Below are 21,642 nucleotides of genomic sequence, written 5' to 3'. Positions count from 1 at the left end.
GGCAGGGATAAATTACCGGCCGGTCAGTAATTAATTCGCTAATTCATGGCTCCCACTTCCAAGCCCACGCGATCCCCCGCGTCCAGCACCGTCCAGCCGGCGGCCAAGGCGCTGCCGCGCCGCCGCCGCAAGGAGGCGCGCCCGCAGGAACTCACCGCGGCGGCGCTCTCGCTGTTCGTCGAGAAAGGCTTCGCGGCCACGAAACTCGAAGAGGTGGCGGCGCGCGCGGGGGTGTCCAAGGGCACGCTGTATCTGTACTTCGACAGCAAGGAAGCCCTGTTCAAGGCAGTGATCGCCGAGGGCATCGTGCCGGCGCTGGAAGAAGGCGAGGCCCTGCTGGCGGAGCATGCCGACGACCCGGTGGCCCTGCTGCGCGAACTGCTCTACGGCTGGTGGGAGCGCATCGGCAATACCGAACTGGGCGGCATCCCCAAGCTGATGATCTCCGAGGCGCGCAATTTCCCGGAGGTCGCCGCGTACTACCATGAAAGAGTGATCCAGCGCGGCCTGCGGCTGATCGGCGACGCGGTGCGCCTAGGGGTGCGGCGCGGCCTGTTCCGCCCGGAGAGCCCGGAGCTGGTCGGCAACCTGTTCATCGCCCCGGTGCTGCATCTGTCGATGTGGCGGCATTCCTTTGCGGCGTGCTGCGCGCGCGATCTGGATGCGGATGCCTTCCTCGCCATCTGGTTCGAACTGTTCATCAACGGGCTCGGCGTGCGGCCGGCGGAGGGCGGGCGATGAAGCATGAATGGTTCGCGGGCATGGCGTTGGTTGCCGCGCTGGCCGGCTGCTCCGGGCCGCCGCCGGTGGAGCCGGCGCCGCGCGCGGTGCTGGTGCGCACCCTGGGTGCCGACGCGGAGGCCGGCCTGCGCATGTATGCCGGCGAGGTGCGCGCGCGGGTGGAGAACGACCTGGGCTTCCGCATCGGCGGCAAGCTGGTCGAGCGCAAGGTGGATGTGGGCGACGCGGTGCGCGCCGGCGATCTGCTCGCGCGCCTGGACGCCGCCGACGTGGCCTTGGCCGCCGCCGCCGCCGTGGCCCGCGTGGAGGCCGCGCGCGCCGATCTGGTGCTGGCGCGCAGCGAACTGAAGCGCAACGAGGAACTGCACGTGCGCGGCTTCATCAGCGCCTCGGCGCTCGATGCCCGGCGTACCGCCGTGGAGGCCGCCGAGGCCGCCGAGCGCGCCGCGCGCGCGCAGGCCGACAGCGCCGCCAACCAGACCGCCTACGCCGAACTGCGCGCCGTCGAGGCGGGCGTGGTGACCGCCGTGATGGCCGAACCGGGCAGCGTGCTGGCGGCGGGGCAGGCGGTGGTGAGGTTCGCCCGCCCGAGCGAGCGCGAGGTGCTCATCCACGTGCCGGAAAGCCGGGTGGCCAATCTGCGCGCCGGCATGCCGGCCACGGTGCTGCCGCTGGCCGGCGCCGCGCGTCCGTATGCGGCGCAGGTGCGCGAGATCGCCCCGGCGGCTGATGCCGCCACGCGCAGCTTCGCCGTGCGGGTGGCGGTGCCGGAGGCCGACGACGGCCTGCCGCTGGGCGCCAGCGCGCGTGTGGCCTTTGCCGGGCAGGCGGCCGGCGCGCTGCGCATTCCGCTGGCTGCGCTCACCGAGCGCGGCGGCCAGCCGGCGGTGTGGGTGGTCGATGACGGCCAGCGCGTCCGCCCGCTGGCGGTGGAAGTGGGCGAATACGCCGAGGACGGTGTGGAGGTGCTCGCCGGCCTGCCGGCGGACGCCCGCCTGGTGGTCGCCGGCGTGCATCTGCTGGTCGAGGGCGAGGCCGTGCGCGCGGTGGACGAGCGCGCGCCGGCAAGCCTGGACGTGCGCCGATGAGCGCCCCGGAAGCAGGCCGCTTCAACCTTTCCGCCTGGGGGCTGCGCCATTCTTCGCTGGTGCTCTACGCGCTGGTGGCGCTGACCCTGATCGGCCTGTATTCCTACACCCGCCTGGGCCAGTCGGAAGATCCGCCGTTCACCTTCAAGGTGATGGTGGTGCGCGCCGAATGGCCGGGCGCGGGCGCGCGGGAGATGGCCGAGCAGGTCACCGACAAGATCGAGAAGAAGCTGCAGGAAGTGGCCCAGATCGACGTGGTGCGCAGCTATTCGCGCCCCGGCGAGGCCATGGTGTTCTTCCTGGTGCGCGATTCCACCCCGCCGGGCCAGATGGCGGAGGTGTGGTACCAGGTGCGCAAGAAGATCGGCGACATCCGCTACACCCTGCCGCAGGGCGTGGTGGGGCCGATGTTCAACGACGAGTTCGGCGATACCTACGGCAATCTCTTCGCGCTGTTCGGCGAAGGGCTGGAGTACGCCCAGCTCAAGCGCTACGCCGACGCGGTGCGCGCCGAACTGCTGCACGTGCCGGACGTGGCCAAGGTGAGCTTCTTCGGCGAGCAGGCGCAGCGCGTGTACATCGAACTGTCCAACGCCCGCCTGGCCACGCTGGGACTCAGCCCGGCGGACATCGCCGGCGTGCTGGCCGCGCAGAACGCGGTGGCCGGCAGCGGCTTCTTCGACACTGCCGACGAGCGTGTATGGCTGCGCCCGGACGGCGCCTTCGACGATCCCGAGGCGATCCGCGACACCGTGCTGCGCGTCGGCGGGCGCAGCATCCGCCTGGGCGACGTGGCCGAGGTGAAGCGCGGCTACGTCGACCCGCCCGCCGAGCGCATGCGCTACATGGGGCGCGAGGCGCTGGGCATCGGCGTGTCGATGCGCGCCGGCGGCGACATCATCGCCCTGGGCCGCCATCTGGACGAAGCGGTGACGCGCATCGAAAGCCAGCTGCCGTTGGGCGTGACGCTGGCCCGCGTGGCCGATCAGCCGCGCGCGGTGCGCGCCTCGGTGGGCGACTTCGTCAAGGTGCTGATCGAGGCGGTGGTCATCGTCATGGGCGTCAGCCTGCTCTCGCTCGGCCTGCGCACCGGCGTGGTGGTGCTGATCATCATCCCCGTGGTGCTGGCGATCACCTTCCTGTTCATGCACCTGTTCGGCATCGGCCTGCACAAGATCTCGCTGGGCGCGCTGATCCTCGCCCTCGGCCTGCTGGTGGACGACGCCATCATCGCCGTGGAGATGATGGCCACCAAGATGGAGCAGGGCTGGGAACGCGTGCGCGCGGCCAGCTTCGCCTACACCTCCACGGCCATGCCGATGCTCTCCGGCACGCTGGTGACCGCCGCCGGCTTCCTGCCGATCGCCACCGCCGCGTCGGCCACCGGCGAATACACGCGTTCCATCTTCGAGGTCACGGTGATCGCGCTGCTGGTCTCCTGGGTGGCCGCCGTGCTGTTCGTGCCCTGGCTGGGCTACCACCTGCTGCCGGACTTCGCCCGCTGGCGCGACCAGCCGGCGCCGCTGGCCCGCGCGGTGGGGCGTTTCTGGCCGCGCGCGGGTGCCTGGCTGGCGGCCCGCGCGCACGCCGCGCACGACCACCAGACCGCCTACCGCTCGCCGTTCTATCAGCGCTTCCGCGCGCTGGTGAACAGCTGCGTGGCGCACCGCTGGTGGGTCATCGGCATCACCGTGGCGCTGTTCGTCGCCTCGCTGGCGGTGTTCGCGCGCTTCGTGCCGCAGCAGTTCTTCCCCGATTCCACGCGGCCGGAGCTGCTGGTCGATCTGCGCCTGGCGGAAGGCAGTTCGCACCAGGCCACCGAGCGCGCGGTGCGCGAACTGGAAGCCTTCCTCGACGGGCAGCCGGGCATCGAGAACTACGTGGCCTGGGTGGGCGGCGGCAGCCCGCGCTTCTACCTGCCGCTGGACCAGCAACTGGCGCAGACCAGCTTCGCGCAGTTCGTCGTGCTCACCCATGGCGTGCCGGAGCGCGAGGCGCTGCGCACGGCCCTGATCCGCCGTTTCGAGGAACAGCCGGCGGTGTTGCGCGGCGTGGTGACCCGGCTGGAGAACGGGCCGCCGGTGGGCTTTCCGGTGCAGTACCGGGTGAGCGGTCCGGAAATCGCGCAGATGCGCGCGGGCGCGCATGAAGTGGCCGCCGCGCTGCGCACGCATGCGGAACTGACCAACGTGCATCTGGACTGGGAAGAGCCCTCCAAGGTGGTGCGCCTGCGCATCGACCAGGACAAGGCCCGTCTGCTCGGCGTGTCCAGCGCCGATCTGGCGCGCCTGCTCGATACCGCCCTGCAGGGCTATACGGTCACCGAGTTCCGCGAGGGCGACGAGACCATCCCGGTGGTGCTGCGCGGCGCGCCCGAGGAGCGCGTGCGCCTGGGCAACCTGACCGACCTGTCGCTGCCCGGCGCGGGCGGACGCGCGGTGCCGCTGGCGCAGTTCGTCACCCCGGAATACGGCTTCGAGGAAGGCGTGCTCTGGCGGCGCAACCGCGTGCCCACGGTCACCGTGCGCGCCTCGCTGTACGGCGCCAAGCAGCCCGCCCAGGTGGTCGCCGAGCTGGCGCCGGAGATGCGCCGCATCGCCGCCGGGCTGCCGCTCGGCTATCGCCTGGAGACCGGCGGCGCGGTGGAGGAAAGCGCCAAGGGCGGCAGTTCGGTGGCCGCCGGGCTGCCGCTGTTCCTGTTCGTCGTGGTCACCGTGCTGATGCTGCAGCTGCAGAGCTTCAGCCGCACCGCCATGGTGCTGCTCACCGCGCCGCTCGGCATGATCGGCGTCACCGCCTTCCTGCTGCTGTTCAACAAGCCTTTCGGCTTCGTCGCCATGCTCGGCACCATCGCGCTGTCCGGCATGATCATGCGCAACTCGGTGATCCTGGTGGACCAGATCCGCCAGGACCTGGAAGCCGGCCTGAGTCCCTGGCAGGCCATCGTCGAATCCACCGTGCGGCGCTTCCGTCCCATCGTGCTGACCGCAGCGGCGGCCGTGCTGGCGATGATCCCGCTGTCGCGCAGCGCCTTCTTCGGGCCGATGGCGGTGGCCATCATGGGCGGCCTGCTGGTCGCCACCTTGCTCACCATGCTGTTCCTGCCGGCGCTGTACGCCGCCTGGTACCGCGTGAAGCCGGACGCGCAAGTGGGATAGAATGCCAAGGTTTGTCCCGTTGCGCGGGCGGTCCGCGCACCCCACGCATAATTCAGGGAGCTCCGAATGAATTTCGAAAAAGCCCGTTTCAACATGGTCGAGCAGCAGATCCGCCCCTGGGATGTGCTCGATCCGGTCGTACTCGATCTGCTGATGACGGTACGGCGCGAGGAATTCGTGCCGGCCGCGTACAAGACGCTGGCCTTCGCCGACATCGAGATTCCGCTCGGCGGCGGGCACACCATGCTCAAGCCGGTGGTCGAGGGCAAAGTGTTGCAGGCCGTGCAGGTGCGTCCGACCGACAGCGTGCTGGAAGTGGGCGCGGGGTCCGGCTACTTCGCCGCCCTGCTCGCCGCGCGCGCCGAATCGGTGCGCAGCGTGGACATCGACCCGGCGATGGTGCGTCTGGCCCAGGAGAATCTGGCGCGCTACGGCGTGGCCAACGTGGTCGTCGAGGAAGGCGACGGCGTGCAGGGCTGTGCGGCGCACGGGCCCTACGACGTCATCGTGGTCTCCGGCGGCCTGCCGCAGCTGCCGGACGCGCTGCTCCAGCAGCTCAAGCCCGGCGGCCGCCTGTTCGCCTTCGTCGGCGAAGCCCCGGTGATGAAGGGCCGTCTGGTCACCAACCTGGGCGAAGGCCGCTTCCAGACCGAGGACGTGTTCGAGAGCCTGGTGACGGTGCTGCAGAACGCGCCCAAGCCGGACGGCTTCCGCTTCTGAGGGCCGCCCCGGCATGCAGGAAATGACGCCCGCCGAACTGGCCGCCCGTCTGGCCGACCCGCCCGGCGAGCGTCCCTTGCTGCTCGACGTGCGCGAGCCATGGGAATTCCAGTACTGCCACATCGACGGTTCGCTGCCCTTGCCGATGAGCGTGCTGCCCGCGCGCATCGCCGAACTCGACCCCGCACGCGAGACCGTGGTGATCTGCCACCACGGCATGCGCAGCGCGCAGGTGTGCCGCTTCCTGGAACACCAGGGCTTCGCCCGGGTCATCAATCTGTCCGGCGGCGTCGCCGCCTGGGCCGAGCGCATCGACCCCCGCATGCCGCAGTACTGAACCGCAGCCCCCACTCTGGAGCCACCATGAGACGTCTCGCCGCCGCCCTGTTCGCCAGCCTGTGCGCGCTGCCGGCATGGTCCGGCGACCTGCTGGCGATCTACCGCCAGGCGCTCGCCAACGACGCGCGCATTGCCGCCGCGCGGGCCGAGCGCGACGCCGGACTGGAGAAGGTGGTGCAGGGGCGCGCCGGGCTGCTGCCCAGCGTGGGCCTGTCCGGGTACTCCACCTGGAACGAGGTCGACGTGCATACCGTGCTGCCCCGCCAGGAGCGCAACTACAACACCCACGGCTACACCGTGCAGCTCACCCAGCCGCTGTTCCGCTGGCAGAACTGGGTGCAGTACCGCCAAGGCGAACTGCAGGGCGCCCTGGCGGAGGCGCGCTTCGGCGAGGCCCGCCAGGACCTGATGCTGCGCGTGGCGGAAGCCTATTTCAACGTGCTCAACGCGCAGGACGCGCTCGACGCGGTGACCCAGCTGCGCACGGCCGCCGCCGAGCAGCTGGAGATCGCCCGGACCAGCTTCGAGGTGGGCACGGTGACCATCACCGACGTGCACGAGGCGCAGTCCCGCCACGACCTGGCGGTGGCGCAGGAGATCGCCGCGGACAACGAACTCACCGTGCGCCGCCAGGCGCTCGCGGTGCTCATCGGCGAGCAGCCGGGGATGCTGGCCTCGCTGCGTCCCGGCGTCGAACTGCTGCGTCCGCAGCCGGAGAACATCAACGAGTGGGTGGATGCCGCCGAACTCGGCAGCTACGGCGTGCAGGCCCAGCACCTGGCGCGCGAGATCGCCGCGCGCGAGGTGCAGCGCAACCGCGCGGGCCACTACCCCACGCTGGACCTGGTGGCCACCCACGGGCGCGCCAACAGCGGCTACTACACCCAGGGGGTGGATGGCGGCAGCCGCACCGATTCATCGACCATCGGCGTGCAACTGAACGTGCCCTTGTACGCCGGCGGCGGCATTTCCTCGCGCGAGCGCGAGGCCGCCGCGCTGAAGATCAAGGCCGATGCCGATCTGGACACTGCGCGCCGCGAGGCCGCGCTGGCCGCGCGCCAAGCCTTCCTCGGGGTGACCAGCGGGCTCGCCCAGGTCGGCGCGCTGGAAGCCGCGCAGGTGTCCTCGGCGTCCGCGCTGGAAGCCAACCGGCTGGGCTACGAGGTGGGCGTGCGCATCAACATCGACGTGCTCAACGCGCAGAGCCAGCTCGCCGATACCCGCCAGCGTCTGGCGCGCGCGCGCTACGACACGCTGCTCGCCCAGTTGCGTCTGAAGGCCGCCGCCGGCACGCTCGGCGAGGAAGACCTCGCGCAGGTCAACGCCCTGCTGGACGAGCGTTGAGCAGCCTTTCCGCCAGTTCCAGCGTGCGCGCCGTGGCGCCCCGGTGCGTGGCAGCATAGATCCGCCCGGCTTCGCCCATGGCGCGGCGGCGCGCCCCGTCGCCCAGCAGTTCCAGCGCCGCGCGCATGCCGGCTTCGGCATCATCGCAGCGCAGGGCCGCGCCGGCTTCCTCGGCCTGGGCGGCGGCCAGCGCGAAGTTGAAGGTGTGCGGGCCGAGCACCACCGGCGTGCCCACCGCGCAGGCCTCGATCAGGTTCTGCCCGCCGAAGGGCAGCCAGCTGCCGCCGATCAGCGCAACCTCCGCCGCCGCGTAGTAGGCGAACATCTCGCCCATCGAATCGCCCAGCCAGACACGCGTGTCCGCCGCCAGGTCGTCGTTCCCCGAACGCCGTTGCAGGCGCACGCCGCGTGCGGCGGCCAGGGCGGCCACCTCGTCGAAGCGCTGCGGATGGCGCGGCACCAGCAGCAGCACGGCATCGTCCGGCGCCAGGCGCAGGAAGGCGTCGAGCAGCGGCGCCTCCTCGCCCTCGCGGGTACTCGCGGCGAGCACCAGCGACCGTCCGCCGGCGCGCGCGCGGAAACGCCCGCCGAGTTCGAGCAGGGCGGGCGTGGGTTCGACGTCGAACTTGGCGTTGCCGGTGGTCTCCACGTTCGGCGCGCCCAGCGCCCGCAAGCGTTCGGCGTCCGCGTCGGTCTGTGCGCCCAGCGCGCTCAGGGCGCCCAGCGTGGCGCGCGTGAGCGCCGGCCAGCGCGCGTAGCGCCGCGCGGAGCGCGCCGACAGGCGGGCGTTGGCGAGCAGCACCGGCACCCCGCGCCGCGCGCAGGCGGCCAGCAGGTTGGGCCACAACTCGGTTTCCATGACGATGCCCAGCGCCGGGCGGAAATGCCGCAGGAAGCGTCCGCACAGCAGGCCGAGGTCGTAGGGCAGATAGGCGCGCAGCACGCGCGGGTCGTTGCCGAACAGCGTCTTCGAGGTCGCCCGCCCGGTGGGCGTCATGTGGGTGAGCAGCACGCTGTGGCCGGGATGGCGTTCCAGCAGCGCGCGTATCAGCGGTTCGGCGGCGCGCGTTTCGCCGACCGATACGGCATGCACCCAGATCACCTCGCAGGGCGCGCGCTTGCGGTAGCGCGCGAAGCGCTCGCCGACGTGTTTGAGGTATGCGGGCTGGCGGCGCGCGCGCCAGACGAGGCGCAGCAGGACCAGCGGCAGGGCGAACAGCCAGAGCAGCGTGTAGGGCAGGCGGAGGAGCATGGGATGGGGAGCGGAATCAGCGCTCCAGGTGCGGCACAAGCGCATCATTCTGGGTAAAAATAGCGCCCATGGCTAGTTATGCGATCGGCGACATTCAGGGCTGTTACGCCCAGTTTTTCCAACTCCTGGAGAAGATCCGCTTCGACCCGGCGGTGGACCGCCTGTGGATCGTCGGCGATCTGGTCAACCGCGGGCCGGATTCGCTGCGCGTGCTGCGCAGCGTGCGCGAGCTGGGCGAGGCGGCCATCGTGGTACTCGGCAATCATGATCTGTACCTGCTGATGGTGGATGCCGGCTTCGACCGGCGCGGCAAGGATGACACGCTGGCCCGCGTGCTGGAAGCTCCCGACCGCGAGGAGCTGATGGACTGGCTGGCGGGCCGGCCGCTGCTGCACGTCGAGGGGGTGCGGGTGATGGTGCATGCGGGTCTGCCGCCGTCCTGGAGCGTGGAGCGCGCCGTCGAGCTGGCCGCCGAAGTGGAAAAGGTGCTGCGCGGCGAGCGCCGGCGCAAGTTCCTGATGCATCTGCAGGGCGACCGCCCGGAGCGCTGGGACGATGCGCTGGAAGGCTGGGACCGCCTGCGCTTCATCGTCAATGCGCTGACCCGGATGCGCTTCTGCACGCCGGACGGACGTCTCGCGCTGCGCGCCAAGGGTCCCCCGGAACGCGCACCGCTGGGCACGCTGCCGTGGTTTCGCGTGCCGGGCCGGGTGAGCGCCACGCATACGGTGGTGTGCGGGCACTGGTCGGCGTTGGGGTACTACCGTGAAGCGGGGCTGATCGCGCTCGATTCGGGCTGCGTATGGGGCGGCAAGCTCACCGCCGTGCGGCTGGAGGACGGCGAGGCCTGGCAGGTCGCCGGCTGAGCGGCGGCCTCCACCAGCGCGGCGATGCGCTCGTGGGCCTGCCGCGCCAGTTCGCGCCGGTCGGTAGCGTCCGGATCGGTCCGCATGGGCTCGGTGGCATGCAGGCGGGCGACGATGCGGCGCTGGCCGACGATGGCCTGCATGCATTCGCCGAAGGAGGTGTCGCCCACATAGGCCGGTGCCTTCGAGCGTGCGCCGCCTGCCTCGTGGTAGGACAGCGCCAGGGCCTGCACCGGCTTGCCGGCGGCGATGGCCGGCTGCAGCAGCGCACCGTGGAAATGCAGCACGTGATCGCCCTCGGTGGTGGTGCCTTCCGGAAACACCGCGACGTTGCAGCCGGCATCGAGCAGCGCGGCGATCTCCGCGTTGACGATGCGCGCATGCCCCCGGCTGCCGCGCCGCAGGAATACCGTGTCGTTGCGCGCGGCGAGCCAGCCGGCCACCGGCCAGGTGCGCACCTCGGCCTTGGAGACGAAGGCCGCGGGCGCCAGCGCGTTGATCACGAAGATGTCGATCCAGGAAATGTGGTTGGCCACCAGCAGGCAGCCGGGCGCCACCGGCACACCCTCGGCGCGCAACTCGATGCCGAGGATGCCGAGCAGGGCGCGCGACCAGCGCGCGCGCAGGGCCTGGCGGCGGGCCCTGCCGAGGAACGGGAAGGCCACGGCCACGGTGAGCAGGCCGGCCAGCACATGGAGCAGGGTGCGCGCCATGCGCCAGATGCGCAGCGCGGCCGGGGCGGGGGAGGGGGGGGCGGAGGCGTTCAGTCCTTGCGTTCCATGAAGTGCCGGGCGTAGCGGCCGTCCACCTTGCTCATCGGCATCAGGATCGGCAGGTCGGCGGTGTTGAAGTCGGGGTCCCACGCGGGTTCGCCGCAGATCCACGCGCCGGCGCGCAGGTAGCCCTTGATCAGCGGCGGCGCCTCGGCCGGCAGGTCGCCGCGCAGGCGCGCCAGCGGCAATGGGCAGCGCGGGAACACGCGGTATTCCGGCGGGGACCGATGCGCTTCGTGCAGCCGATTATACAGACTGGCCGCGGCGTGCCCGCCGTCGGCCATGCTGATCGAGGCGCAGCCGATCAGGTAGTCGTGGCCATTGTCCTGCATGTAGCGCGCCAGCCCGCCCCACAGCAGGGCGATCACCGCGCCGCTGCGATAGTCGGCGTCGATGCACGAGCGGCCGATCTCCACCATGCGGCTGCGCAGGTGCTGCAGGCGGGTCAGGTCGAATTCGTTTTCCGAGTAGTAGCCGCCGACCCGGCGGGAGGCCGCCGGCGACAGGATGCGGTAGGTGCCGACGATGCGCCCGGCGTCTTCGTCGCGCACGATCAGGTGTTCGCAGAAGGGGTCGTAGAGGTCGCGGTCCACGCCGGCGACGCGGGTGTTCAGGCGGGCGCCCATTTCCTCGGCGAACACGCGGTAGCGCAGCTTCTGCGCTTCGAGAATCTCGGTTTCGCAGGCGGCCAGGCCGACATGCAGGTTGCGGCCGGTGCGGCGGGTGGCTTGTAGGGTCTTCTGCAGCATGGCGCGGCTTCTCCTCTTGCGGGGTGTGCGGCGCATTCTGGGTGGCCTGCGTTGCGTTGACGTGACGCCGGGATGACCGCGCGGTGACCATCGGGGCCATTCGGGCGCCGGCCGCGCTTCATCGTTCCGTCATCGCCGCGTCACGTCCCTGTCGTCTGGCGCACGCAGCATGCCGGACCATGGACTCCCCACTCGTCTTCCAGCATCTCGCCGGGGCCGACCGCCAGTTGCGCGTGGCGGTGGTTACCGAAACCTATCCCCCCGAAGTCAATGGCGTGGCGATGACCACCGGCCGTCTGGTCGAGGGCATGCTGCGCGGCGGGCATCGCGTGCAGCTGGTGCGCCCCCGCCAGGGCGCCGCCGATCGGCCGGCCAGCGCAGGGGGCTTCGAGGAAGTGCTGTCGCGCGGCCTGCCGATTCCGCGTTACAACCACCTGCGCATGGGGCTGCCCGCGCGTGGCGCATTGACCCGCCTGTGGTCCGTGCAGCGCCCCGACGTCGTGCAGGTGGTGACCGAGGGGCCGCTGGGCTGGTCGGCGGTGTCGGCGGCGCGCAAGCTGCGCTTGCCGGTGGTCACCGAATTCCATACCAATTTCCACAGCTACAGCGACTATTACGGCATCAGCTGGCTGAAGCAGCCGGTGCATGCCTGGCTGCGACGTTTCCACGGCAAGGGCGATGCCTGTCTGGTACCCACCGCCGAACTGGCCGCCAGCCTGACCGAACGCGGCGTGCGCCGCGTGGAGGTGGTGTCGCGCGGCGTGGATATCCAGTTGTTCTCGCCCGGACGCCGCTCGGAAGCCTTGCGCGCATCCTGGGGCGTGCAGCCCGGCGATCTGGTGGCGGTGGTGGTGGGCCGCATGGCGCCGGAGAAGAATCTGGGGCTCGCGGTGCAGGCCTTCGATCGCCTGCGTGCCGTGGCGCCGCATGCGCGCCTGCTGTTCGTCGGCGACGGGCCGTCGCGCGCGGCCCTGCAGGCGCAGCGCCCGGAATTCCTCTACGCGGGCATGCGCGGCGGCGAGGATCTCGCCGCGCATTACGCTTCCGCCGATCTGTTCCTGTTCCCCAGCCTCACCGAAACCTTCGGCAACGTGGTGATCGAAGCACTGGCCAGCGGCCTGCCGGTGGTCGGCTTCGATTACGCGGCGGCGGCCAGCTATGTGCGCGATGGCGAGAACGGCTGGCTTGCACCATCCGGCGACGAGGCGGCCTTCCTGGCCGCCGCCGAGCGCGTGGCCGGCGACGCCGCCCTGCGGGCGCACATGGCCGCGCGTGCCCCGGCGACGGTGGTGGACGCGGGCTGGGACGGGGTGACACGGCGCCTGCTGGCGGTGCTCGACGACGTGGTGCGCGCGCACGAGCGGCGCGGCGCAGGGGAATTGGCTGCCTGAGGGCCGCCTGAGCGGGACGGTCCGCGCGCGGACCCCTATAATGCGGAACTTTGTGTCCACTGTTCCGTATTCGTCATGTCCACCCTCATCTGCGGTTCCATCGCCTACGACACCATCATGGTGTTCAGTGATCGCTTCACGAATCACATCCTTCCCGAGCAGATCCACATCCTCAACGTCTCTTTCCTGGTGCCCGACATGCGCCGCGAGTTCGGCGGCTGCGCGGGCAACATCGCCTACAACCTGAAACTGCTCGGTGGCGATCCGCTGATCATGGCGACCGTGGGCGATGACGACGGCCCCTACCGCTACCGCATGGAGCGCCTGGGGCTGCGCCAGGAGCACGTGCGCACGGTGCCCGGCGCCTACACCGCGCAGGCCTTCATCACCACCGACCTGGACGACAACCAGATCACCGCCTTCCATCCCGGCGCGATGAACCATTCGCACCAGAACCGCGTGAGCGACGCCACCGGCGTGAAACTCGGCATCGTCGCCCCGGACGGGCGGGACGGCATGCTGGGACACGCGGAACAGTTCGCCGCTGCGGGCATCCCGTTCATCTTCGATCCGGGCCAGGGAATGCCGATGTTCTCCGGCGAGGATCTCCTGCATTTCCTGGATCTTGCGAGCTATTGCACGGTCAATGACTATGAGGCGCGCCTGATGTGCGAACGCACCGGGCAGAGCCTGGAGCAATTGGCCGGGCGGGTGGAGGCATTGATCGTCACGCAGGGCGGCGAAGGTTCGCGCATCCATGTCGAAGGGCGCTGGATCGATGTGCCCAGCGTGCAGCCGGATGCCATCGTCGACCCCACCGGTTGCGGTGACGCCTACCGCGCCGGCCTGCTGTACGGCATTGCAAACGGTTACGGCTGGGAGCGTAGCGGTCGGCTAGCCTCGGTCATGGGGGCGATCAAGATCGCCCATCGCGGCGGGCAGAACCACGCGCCGTCGCGCGCGGACATCGCCGCCCGCTATCGGGCGGCCTTTGGAGAAGAGCCATGGGGGCAAACAGACTGAACCGCTTCGGCGCCGCCATCCTGGTGGGGGTGGCGCTGGTGATGAGCGGTTGCGCCGCCGGACTGGGCGGCGGCACTTATCAGCGCGGCGAGGCGCGCCGCGCGATGACCGTGCAGTTCGGCACGGTGGAGAGTGTGCGCCAGGTGATGCTGGAAGGCACCAAGACGCCGATCGGCGCCGGCGCCGGCGCGGCGGTCGGCGGGATCGCCGGCTCCAACGTGGGGCGCGGCAGCGGCGCGGCGGTGGGGGCGATCCTCGGCGCGGTGGCCGGCGGCATGGCCGGCGCGGCGGTCGAGGAAGGCGTGACCCGCCGGCAGGGCGTGGAAGTCACCGTGCGCCTGGACGGCGGTTCCTACCTGGCGGTGGTGCAGGAAGACGGCGGCGAGCAGTTCCGCGCCGGCGAGCGCGTGCGCCTGCTGCGCGACGGCGGCACCACGCGGGTGACGCGCTGAACGACGCGGGTCGCGCATTCAGCCGAACAGCACCAGTCCCCAGACCAGGGCGAGATTGAGCAGGGCGATCAATACGGCCGCGCTGCCGATGTCCTTCGCCCGCTTCGCCAACTGATGGCGTTCCAGCGAGACGCGGTCCACCGTGGCCTCGATGGCCGAATTGAGCAGCTCCACCAGCAGGACCAGCAGTACGCTGCCCACCAGCAGGGCCTTGGATGCACCCGGCACCGGCATGAACAGCGCCAGCGGCACCAGCACGGCGGCCAGCAGGCATTCCTGGCGGAAGGCGTCCTCGTGTCGGAAGGCCGCGCGCAGGCCGTCGAGCGAGTAGCGCAGGGCATTCCAGATTCTCTTCAGGCCGGTCTTGCCCTTGAACGGGCTTTCCCGCGGCGGCGTGGGGGGAGGCGGCGTTTGCATGCGTCGTCTCGATCGGGTTGGAGAAGGGCGCGGGGCGGATGCCCGGCGCGGCGCTTCAGGGATAGAAAATGTAGAGCCGGTAGCCGGTCGGCGCTACCTCGGGCGCGTCGAAATGCAGTTCCACCGTCTGATCCCGCCCGGCGGGGAAGCCGGCGCGCAGTTTGGCGGTTTCGGCATGTGCCCATTCCTGCGGGGCGAGCACGCGGCGGGCCACCGGGCGGTCGGCCGTGTCGGTGAGCGTGAGCTCGAGCTGCGGCCAGGCCTGCGGGTAGGGTGCGTTGTTGCGCACGCTGGCGTGCAGGATGTAGCGGCCCGGCACGCGCGGGTCGGATTGCAGTTCGGAATTGACGATGCCGATGCGTTCGCTGTCCTGCGGCAGCGGCAGCGTGCAACCGAAGGTCTGGCAGGCCGCCAGGTAGAGTGGGCGCAGCGAGGGGAGGGCGCGGGTGATTTCCTGGCGGAACAGATAGGCGGACTGCGCCGCCAGCGCGCCCAGCAGCACGCCCACGCCCAGGCCGGCCAGCCAGCGGCGTGGTTCCGCTGTGCCCGGCGCCGGGCCATAGCGCTGATCCAGGCGGGCGAGCTGGTGTTCCGCATCCGTGTCGTCGTCCGCTTCCGCCGCGGCGTCGGTGGCGGCGGGGGGGGGCGCGTCCGCGTGGGTCTCCTCGGTCCAGGCAGGAAGGGGGGCGTGCTGTGGATCCGGGGAGGGCGTGCTTTCCTGGCGTGCGCCCGGCTCGATGCGTCCTCTGCCGGCCTGTGCGAGCGCAGCCGAGAAGGAGGATTGGATGTCCGGCAGGGGAGCGTCCGCATCGGCGCCGTGCCGGCGTGCTGAACTGGGAGCGAAATCCGGCGTGGGCAGCGTGTCTGGTGGCTCCGGAATCTCTTCCGGCTGTGCAGCCTGGAACTCCACGGGTTTGTCCGCATCGAGCGCGGGCCACGGAGCCGCGGGTGCGCTGGGTTCGGGGGACGGAGAAGTCTCCGCGGTGGAGGCTTTCAGGCGCTCGCGGGGGGAGCGCCAGACCTCGGGGATTTCGAAATCGAGCGCCGGGTTCTCGTGGACGCTGCTGGCCGGTGGCTGTTCGGCAGCGGCCGGGGCGGGCGTTTCCGGTGCCGCGCTGGGCGGAACGACGGGAGAGGCCTGGGGCGCGGCCGGAGCGGCCGTCTCCACGGCAGGCGCGGGCGTGGAGGGCGCGGCCTGGGCGCCGGACGGCTGCGCCGCGCCCGCCGCCGCTGCGGCCGATTCGGCGTCGGTCAGCAGGTGTTCCAGCGCGTTGAAGGGGTTGAAGCAGTGTCCGCAGCGGACTTCGCCGCGCCGGGCGCGCAGCTGTTCCGGCCGAACCCGGAACACCGTCTGGCAGGCCGGGCAGCGGGCGAACATCATGGCCCGTCGTGCTCCCTTCGCTGGCCTTCCAGGCGCGCCCAGCCCTCATGCGTGGCGCCGATGCGCAGTTCGAGGAAGGGGGCGTAGGCGGCGATGACCTGTTCGGTCTGGGTTTCCAGCACGCCGGACAGGGCGATGCGTCCGCCGGGGGCGAGGCGCGCGCTGAGCAGCGGGGCGAGCACGCACAGCGGGTTGGTGAGGATGTTGGCGACGACCAGGTCGAAGCGCTCGTTGAGCGTTTCGCGCGAATGGCGCAGGGCCAGGCGCACGCCATTGCGTTCGGCGTTGTCTGCGGCGGCGAGCAGGGCCTTGTCGTCGATATCCACGCCGAGCACTTCACCGGCTTCCAGGCGTGCCGCGGCGATGCCGAGGATGCCGGAGCCGCAGCCGTAGTCGAGCACCGACATGCCGGGGCGCACCGCATCGCACAGCCATTGCAGGCACAGCCGCGTGGTGGGGTGCGAGCCGGTGCCGAAGGCCATGCCGGGGTCGAGTTCGATGTTGATGGCCGCCGGGTCGGGTGCGTCGTGCCAGGAAGGCACGATCCACAGGCGGTCGGTGATGTGGATGGGTTCGAACTGGCTTTGCGTGAGGCTCACCCAGTTCTGCTCGGCGACTTCTTCCAGCGTGAACGGCGGCACCGCGTCGAAGCCGGCCGCGCTGGCGGCGGCCGCAAGCGCGCTGGCGAGATCGGCTTCGGCGTCGAACAGCGCGACCACCCGGCTATGGTCCCACAGCTGGGTGGGGTGGTGGCCGGGTTCGCCGAACTGCGGCTTTTCCGCCTCGGTGCCGGCGTCCGCGTCCTCGATGCCCACTGACAGGGCACCGGCGTCCATCAGCGCGTCGGAGAGCGCTTCGGCCCTGGCGGAATCGGCCTGCAGGATGACGGAAAGCCACATCGTGCGGATGCCTCAGGTCTTCTTGACTTCGCTGCGCTCGGCCAGCTTGTGCTCCAGGTAGTGGATGCTGGTGCCGCCTTCGATGAAGCGCGCGTCCAGCATCAGCTCCTGGTGCAGGGGCACGTTGGTCTTGATGCCGGAAACCGCCATTTCCGACAGGGCGATGCGCATGCGGCGGATGGCCTGCTCGCGGGTGTCGCCATAGGCGATCAGCTTGCCGATCATCGAGTCGTAGTGCGGCGGCACGGTGTAGTTGTTGTAGACGTGCGAATCGACGCGGATGCCCGGCCCGCCGGGGGTGTGCCAGTTGGTGATGCGCCCGGGCGAGGGGGTGAACTTGAACGGATCCTCGGCATTGATGCGGCATTCGATGGAATGTCCGCGGAACTCGATGTCGCGCTGCTTGAAGCTCAGCTTCTCGCCGGCGGCCACGCGGATCTGCGTCTGCACGATGTCGATGCCGGTGATCATTTCGGTGACCGGGTGTTCGACCTGCACGCGGGTGTTCATCTCGATGAAGTAGAACTCGCTGTTTTCGTACAGGAACTCGAAGGTGCCGGCGCCACGGTAGCCGATCTTGCGGCAGGCCTCGGCGCAGCGTTCGCCGATGCGGGCGATCAGGCGGCGTTCGATGCCCGGCGCGGGCGCCTCCTCGATGACCTTCTGGTGGCGGCGCTGCATGGAGCAGTCGCGCTCGCCCAGATACACCGCGTTGCCGTGCTGGTCGGCGAGCACCTGGATCTCCACGTGGCGTGGATTCTCCAGGAACTTCTCCATGTACACGATGGGATTGCCGAACGCCGCCGCGGCTTCCGAACGGGTGGTGGTGACCGCGTTGAGCAGGGCCGCCTCGGTATGCACCACGCGCATGCCACGCCCGCCGCCGCCGCCCGCCGCCTTGATGATCACCGGATAGCCGATGGCGCGGGCGATCTTGACGATTTCCTTGGGGTCGTCCGGCAGCGCGCCTTCCGAGCCGGGCACGCAGGGCACGCCGGCGGCCTTCATCGCATCCTTGGCGGACACCTTGTCGCCCATCAGGCGGATGGTGTCGGGACGCGGGCCGATGAACACGAAGCCGGACTGCTCGACGCGCTCGGCGAAATCGGCGTTCTCGGAGAGGAAGCCGTAGCCGGGGTGGATGGCCTCGGCGTCGGTGACCTCGGCGGCCGAGATGATGGCCGGCACGTTCAGGTAGCTCTGCCCGGAGGGCGCCGGGCCGATGCACACCGACTCGTCGGCGAGCTTGACGTACTTGGCTTCGGTGTCGGCCTCGGAATGCACGGCCACCGTGCGGATGCCGAGTTCGCGGCACGCGCGCAGCACGCGCAACGCGATCTCCCCCCGGTTGGCGATCAGAATCTTCTCGAACATGATTCGATCAGCCGATGACGAACAGCGGCTGGCCGTATTCGACCGGTTCGCCGTTGTCGACCAGGATGGCCTTGACCACGCCCGAGGCGTCGGCTTCGATCTCGTTCATCAGCTTCATCGCTTCGATGATGCACAGCGCGTCGCCCTCGGAGACGCTCTGGCCCACATCGACGAAGGGCTTGCCGCCCGGCGAGGAGGCGCGATAGAAGGTGCCGACCATCGGCGACTTGACGATATGGCCGGCGGGCAGTGCGTCCTCGGCCGGTGCGGCGGGGGCGGCAGCGGCCGGCGCGGCCGCCGGTACCTGGGCCACGTAGGTGGCTTGCGGGGCAGCGGCCAGATGCTTGGCGATGCGCACCTTTTCCTCGCCTTCGGTCACTTCCAGTTCGGAAATACCCGATTCCTGAACGAGGTCGATCAGTTTCTTCAGCTTGCGCAGATCCATGTTGTTCTCCGGACAGAACGGCACCCGGGCGGGCGCCGCCAGGGATGGTTTCTTAGGGTTGTGCTTCCCGCAGGCGCGAGAGGGCGAACTCCAGTGCGGCCATGTAGCCGTAGGCACCCAGTCCGCAGATGACGCCGGCCGCGCGGTCGGAGAAGTACGAATGCCGCCGGAACGGCTCGCGCGCATGGACGTTGGACAGGTGCACCTCGACGTACGGAATGGCCACCGCCGCCAGGGCGTCGCGCAGTGCGACGCTGGTGTGGGTGTAGCCCGCCGGGTTGATGATGATGAAACTGACGCTTTCCGCAGCGGCCGCCTGGACGCGGTCGATCAGTTGTCCTTCGTGATTGCTCTGGAAGGATTCGACCAGGACGGCTTCGGCCTTGGCCCGGGCTTCCATGGCGGCGTGGATGTCCGCCAGGGTGGTGCGACCGTAGATGTCCGGTTCGCGGGTGCCGAGGAGGTTGAGATTGGGACCGTGGAGAACCAGGATGCGAGCCGCCGGGGGCGGTGCCGACTGGGTCTTTTGGCTGCGTTTTGAGCGCGTCATGCCGGCAAGTTTGCCGCAAATCGCAACATTTTGTCCAGTCCGGCGCTATTTGCCCGGAAGATGCTGCGCTACAGCAATGTGCGGATTCTGCGCTCGAGTTCGTCCTCTTTCAAGGTGCCGAGCTTGATTTGTGCGATTCGTCCGTCGCGACCGACCAGGACGGTGAAAGGCAGACCTTGCGAGGGGTTGCCCAGCGCCGTGGTCAACTGCAGGGTGTCGTTGCCGCCGATCAGCAGCGGGTAGGGCACCTGGAATTCATCCTGGAACGCACGCACCTTTTCGGCGCTGTCGATGGACAGGCCGACGAACTGCACCGGCTCTCCGCTCATCCGCGCGCTGACGGCGGAGAAGTCGGGGATTTCCTTGCGGCAGGGGGGGCACCAGGTCGCCCAGAAATTCAATACCAGCACCTTGCCCTGCCATTGCGCCAGCGCTTGGGGGGTGCCGTCGAGATCGGGCAGCGTGAGGGCGAGCAGGGCGCCGCCGGCTTCCTGGGCGATTTCGATGTCCTGTGCCGCGGCTGCGGGAGCGGGGGGCGTGCCGCGGGTCAGATAACCGGCCGTTGCGGCAGCCGCGGCGACGATGCCGATGAGCAGGAATTGCGTGGAGCGTTTCATGGTGCGGTAGCGGGGCTGGGGGTGTCGAGCAAGGTTTCGACCTGCTGGAGGCGGGCGCGTTCCTGCGGTTTGCGGGCGCCGCGCCCGGCGCCCGGGGAGAAGATCGACAGGCGTACCGGCAATTCGTCCCAGTCGAGCGTGAGCACCGCTTCCGGCGGGTTGGGGCCGGGGTGGCGCGAGACGCGGTGCTCGTACGCGGCGTTCTGGTTGAGGAAGAAGATTTCCACCTCCTTGGCGCTTTCCGGGAACAGCTCGATTTCGATCTCGGCGTAGCGCCCGGCGGTGCCGTCGAGTACGCCGCCGGTGAGATAGGGGCGGAAATCGGCCAGCCAGCGCATCACCTCGACGGCGGCGGTGCGCATTTCATGCAGCCGTTCGGCCTGTTCCTCATCCTGGTAGATGGACTGCCAGGCACGCAGTTCGGTTTCGATCTCGGCATTGGTCGGCAGCGTTTCGCCTTCACCGGCGCCCAGTTGGCGGGCGGCCTTGCGTTTGGCGAAGCCGTAATCGCTGATGCCATCCTCGGCCATCATGCGGGCGGCGAGCGCGGCAATTTCACGCCGCAGGGTGCCGGTTCGGGGCGAGCTGGCTCGTGGGGGCATGGTCGCGGGCGGCAAGGTGCCATCGGGTAGAATGCCGGCCATTCTACACTGGCCGCGGGGCGCCATTCCGGCGTATCGGCGGGTTCGCGCGGAGTCTTCATGCACATCCACATCCTCGGCATCTGCGGCACCTTCATGGGCGGCATCGCGCTGCTCGCGCGTGCCGCGGGCCATACCGTCACCGGCTGCGACGCCAATGTCTATCCGCCGATGAGCACGCAGCTGGCGGAGCAGGGCATCGCGCTCACCGAGGGCTACGACCCGGCGCAGATCGATCTGGCGCCCGACGTGTTCGTGGTCGGCAATGCCATCTCGCGTGGCAATCCGTTGCTGGAAGCGATCCTCGATCGCGGTCTGCCGTATGTATCCGGCCCGCAATGGCTGGCCGAGCACGTGCTGGCCGGGCGCTGGGTGCTGGCGGTGGCCGGCACGCATGGCAAGACCACGACCACCTCGCTGCTCGCCTGGATGCTGGAGGATGCCGGGCTGAACCCGGGCTTTCTGGTCGGCGGGGTGCCGAAGAATTTTGGCGTGTCCGCGCGGCTGACCGATTCATCGTTCTTCGTCATCGAGGCGGACGAGTACGACACGGCGTTCTGCGACAAGCGCTCGAAATTCGTGCATTACCGGCCGCGCACCGCGATCCTCAACAACCTCGAATTCGATCATGCGGACATCTTCGCGGATCTGGCGGCGATCGAGACGCAGTTCCACCATCTCGTGCGCATTCTGCCCGGGAGCGGGCGCATCGTCGCCAACGCCGCGGAGGAAGCGCTCAAGCGCGTGCTGGAGCGGGGCTGCTGGTCCGAACTGGAGTGGTTCGACGATCCGGCCGGCTGGTCCGCGGCGGCGGGTACGGATGAGGGGGAGGCGGTATTCCGCCTGGCCGGCGAGGAACTGGGGCGCGTGGCCATGCCGCTGGCGGGGCGCCACAACCGCGCCAATGCGCTCGCGGCCATCGCCGCCGCTCGCCACGTGGGCGTGCCGCCGGCCCAGGCCATCGCCAGCCTGGCGCGTTTCGAAGGCATCAAGCGCCGCCTGGAGACGCGTGGCCAGGCCGGCGGGGTCACGGTGTACGACGATTTCGCCCACCATCCCACGGCCATCGCGCTGACCATCGACGGGCTGCGCCGCCGGGCGTCCGCCGGGCGTATCCTGGCGGTGCTGGAGCCGCGTTCCAACACGATGAAGCTGGGGGTCATGAAGGCGCGCCTGCCGGCAAGCCTGGAGGGCGCCGACCAGGTGTTCTGCCATACCGCCGGGCTGGGCTGGGATGCGGCCGAAGCGCTGGTGCCGCTGGGCGAACGCGCGAGCTGCCATGCAAGCCTGGACGATCTGGTGGCCGCCGTGCGCACGGCGGCGCGGCCGGGCGATCACGTGCTGGTGATGAGCAACGGCGGCTTCGGCGGCGTGCACGAGAAGCTGCTGGCCGCGTTGCGCGCGGCGCCCTGAATGCCCGGA

The 21,642-nt window shown here is 70.0% G+C and carries 22 protein-coding genes; 11 read left to right on the top strand and 11 right to left on the bottom strand.

The features are described 5' to 3' along the window. The first annotated feature begins 45 nt into the window (after nt 1-45). The 6 genes from E6C76_RS19985 to E6C76_RS19960 all read left to right on the top strand — a co-directional run bounded on the left by E6C76_RS19985 (nt 46) and on the right by E6C76_RS19960 (nt 7,390). Entirely contained in the window at nt 46-741 is a 696-nt protein-coding gene (locus E6C76_RS19985; RefSeq protein ID WP_136350021.1) for a TetR/AcrR family transcriptional regulator, read from the top strand. Continuing rightward, the gene (locus tag E6C76_RS19980; RefSeq protein WP_136350020.1) at nt 738-1,829 is read left to right on the top strand and encodes an efflux RND transporter periplasmic adaptor subunit; all 1,092 of its coding nucleotides are present in this window, start codon (nt 738-740) and stop codon (nt 1,827-1,829) included. The genes E6C76_RS19985 and E6C76_RS19980 overlap by 4 nt, the downstream gene beginning before the upstream one ends. Continuing rightward, the gene (locus tag E6C76_RS19975) at nt 1,826-4,987 is read left to right on the top strand and encodes an efflux RND transporter permease subunit (protein ID WP_136350019.1); all 3,162 of its coding nucleotides are present in this window, start codon (nt 1,826-1,828) and stop codon (nt 4,985-4,987) included. The genes E6C76_RS19980 and E6C76_RS19975 overlap by 4 nt, the downstream gene beginning before the upstream one ends. Before the next feature lie 66 nt (nt 4,988-5,053). After that, nucleotides 5,054-5,707 (top strand): protein-L-isoaspartate O-methyltransferase family protein, encoded by a 654-nt coding sequence (locus tag E6C76_RS19970; protein ID WP_136350018.1) that lies wholly within the window; start codon nt 5,054-5,056, stop codon nt 5,705-5,707. Between the two features lie 13 nt (nt 5,708-5,720). Beyond that, entirely contained in the window at nt 5,721-6,044 is a 324-nt protein-coding gene (locus E6C76_RS19965) for a rhodanese-like domain-containing protein (protein WP_136350017.1), read from the top strand. Nucleotides 6,045-6,070: 26 nt separating this feature from the next. After that, the gene (locus E6C76_RS19960) at nt 6,071-7,390 is read left to right on the top strand and encodes a TolC family outer membrane protein (protein ID WP_136350016.1); all 1,320 of its coding nucleotides are present in this window, start codon (nt 6,071-6,073) and stop codon (nt 7,388-7,390) included. On the opposite strand, the gene waaA is transcribed toward E6C76_RS19960, so the two are convergent. Next, nucleotides 7,365-8,642, bottom strand: a complete 1,278-nt coding sequence (gene waaA, locus E6C76_RS19955; protein ID WP_136350015.1) for a lipid IV(A) 3-deoxy-D-manno-octulosonic acid transferase — start codon at nt 8,640-8,642, stop codon at nt 7,365-7,367. The two genes, E6C76_RS19960 and waaA, sit on opposite strands and share 26 nt — an antisense overlap. A gap of 68 nt (nt 8,643-8,710) precedes the next feature. Between waaA and E6C76_RS19950 the strand changes: the two genes are divergently transcribed. Then, nucleotides 8,711-9,508 carry a symmetrical bis(5'-nucleosyl)-tetraphosphatase gene (locus E6C76_RS19950; protein WP_136350014.1) on the top strand — a complete coding sequence of 266 codons (798 nt, stop codon included), beginning with the start codon at nt 8,711-8,713 and terminating at the stop codon, nt 9,506-9,508. Here E6C76_RS19950 and E6C76_RS19945 read toward each other — a convergent pair. Both E6C76_RS19945 and E6C76_RS19940 read right to left on the bottom strand, forming a co-directional pair. After that, entirely contained in the window at nt 9,403-10,221 is an 819-nt protein-coding gene (locus tag E6C76_RS19945; protein WP_136350013.1) for a lysophospholipid acyltransferase family protein, read from the bottom strand. The two genes, E6C76_RS19950 and E6C76_RS19945, sit on opposite strands and share 106 nt — an antisense overlap. A gap of 50 nt (nt 10,222-10,271) precedes the next feature. Next, a complete protein-coding gene (locus E6C76_RS19940; RefSeq protein WP_136350012.1) occupies nt 10,272-11,030 on the bottom strand; it encodes a GNAT family N-acetyltransferase in 759 nt (252 codons plus the stop codon). 179 nt (nt 11,031-11,209) lie between these two features. On the opposite strand from E6C76_RS19940, the gene E6C76_RS19935 reads away from it, so the two are divergent. From E6C76_RS19935 to E6C76_RS19925, 3 genes are all read left to right on the top strand, one after another. Next, nucleotides 11,210-12,421 carry a glycosyltransferase family 4 protein gene (locus E6C76_RS19935; protein ID WP_136350011.1) on the top strand — a complete coding sequence of 404 codons (1,212 nt, stop codon included), beginning with the start codon at nt 11,210-11,212 and terminating at the stop codon, nt 12,419-12,421. Nucleotides 12,422-12,496: 75 nt separating this feature from the next. Further along, on the top strand, nt 12,497-13,444 hold the full coding sequence (locus E6C76_RS19930; RefSeq protein WP_136350010.1) for a carbohydrate kinase family protein: 948 nt from the start codon (nt 12,497-12,499) through the stop codon (nt 13,442-13,444). Further along, nucleotides 13,426-13,896 carry an outer membrane lipoprotein gene (locus E6C76_RS19925; protein ID WP_136350009.1) on the top strand — a complete coding sequence of 157 codons (471 nt, stop codon included), beginning with the start codon at nt 13,426-13,428 and terminating at the stop codon, nt 13,894-13,896. The genes E6C76_RS19930 and E6C76_RS19925 overlap by 19 nt, the downstream gene beginning before the upstream one ends. 18 nt (nt 13,897-13,914) lie before the next feature. Here the strand turns inward: E6C76_RS19925 and E6C76_RS19920 are convergent, their stop codons facing one another. The 8 genes from E6C76_RS19920 to E6C76_RS19885 form a co-directional block, all read right to left on the bottom strand. Continuing rightward, nucleotides 13,915-14,313, bottom strand: coding sequence for a diacylglycerol kinase (locus E6C76_RS19920; RefSeq protein ID WP_136350008.1), 399 nt, complete (start codon nt 14,311-14,313; stop codon nt 13,915-13,917). 55 nt (nt 14,314-14,368) lie between these two features. After that, a complete protein-coding gene (locus E6C76_RS22590; RefSeq protein WP_136350007.1) occupies nt 14,369-15,694 on the bottom strand; it encodes a DUF3426 domain-containing protein in 1,326 nt (441 codons plus the stop codon). Beyond that, entirely contained in the window at nt 15,691-16,593 is a 903-nt protein-coding gene (gene prmA / locus E6C76_RS19910) for a 50S ribosomal protein L11 methyltransferase (RefSeq protein WP_136350006.1), read from the bottom strand. Before prmA ends, E6C76_RS22590 begins: the two co-directional genes overlap by 4 nt. 12 nt (nt 16,594-16,605) lie before the next feature. Further along, a complete protein-coding gene (accC, locus tag E6C76_RS19905) occupies nt 16,606-17,967 on the bottom strand; it encodes an acetyl-CoA carboxylase biotin carboxylase subunit (protein WP_136350005.1) in 1,362 nt (453 codons plus the stop codon). Between the two features lie 7 nt (nt 17,968-17,974). Continuing rightward, nucleotides 17,975-18,412, bottom strand: coding sequence for an acetyl-CoA carboxylase biotin carboxyl carrier protein (gene accB / locus E6C76_RS19900; protein ID WP_136350004.1), 438 nt, complete (start codon nt 18,410-18,412; stop codon nt 17,975-17,977). A 52-nt stretch (nt 18,413-18,464) separates the two neighbouring features. Next, the gene (gene aroQ / locus E6C76_RS19895) at nt 18,465-18,962 is read right to left on the bottom strand and encodes a type II 3-dehydroquinate dehydratase (protein WP_136350003.1); all 498 of its coding nucleotides are present in this window, start codon (nt 18,960-18,962) and stop codon (nt 18,465-18,467) included. 68 nt (nt 18,963-19,030) lie between these two features. Next, on the bottom strand, nt 19,031-19,579 hold the full coding sequence (locus E6C76_RS19890) for a TlpA family protein disulfide reductase (protein WP_136350002.1): 549 nt from the start codon (nt 19,577-19,579) through the stop codon (nt 19,031-19,033). After that, nucleotides 19,576-20,181 (bottom strand): hypothetical protein, encoded by a 606-nt coding sequence (locus E6C76_RS19885; protein WP_136350001.1) that lies wholly within the window; start codon nt 20,179-20,181, stop codon nt 19,576-19,578. The genes E6C76_RS19890 and E6C76_RS19885 overlap by 4 nt, the downstream gene beginning before the upstream one ends. Nucleotides 20,182-20,280: 99 nt before the next feature. Here E6C76_RS19885 and mpl point away from each other — a divergent pair, with 99 nt between their 5' ends. After that, the gene (gene mpl, locus E6C76_RS19880) at nt 20,281-21,633 is read left to right on the top strand and encodes a UDP-N-acetylmuramate:L-alanyl-gamma-D-glutamyl-meso-diaminopimelate ligase (protein ID WP_136350000.1); all 1,353 of its coding nucleotides are present in this window, start codon (nt 20,281-20,283) and stop codon (nt 21,631-21,633) included. Nucleotides 21,634-21,642 lie beyond the last annotated feature (9 nt).

The organism is Pseudothauera nasutitermitis (assembly GCF_004801295.1).
GTDB lineage: Bacteria > Pseudomonadota > Gammaproteobacteria > Burkholderiales > Rhodocyclaceae > Pseudothauera > Pseudothauera nasutitermitis.
The sequence above is the reverse complement of the archived record's forward strand: the minus strand, read 5'-3'. Positions and strand labels throughout refer to the sequence as shown.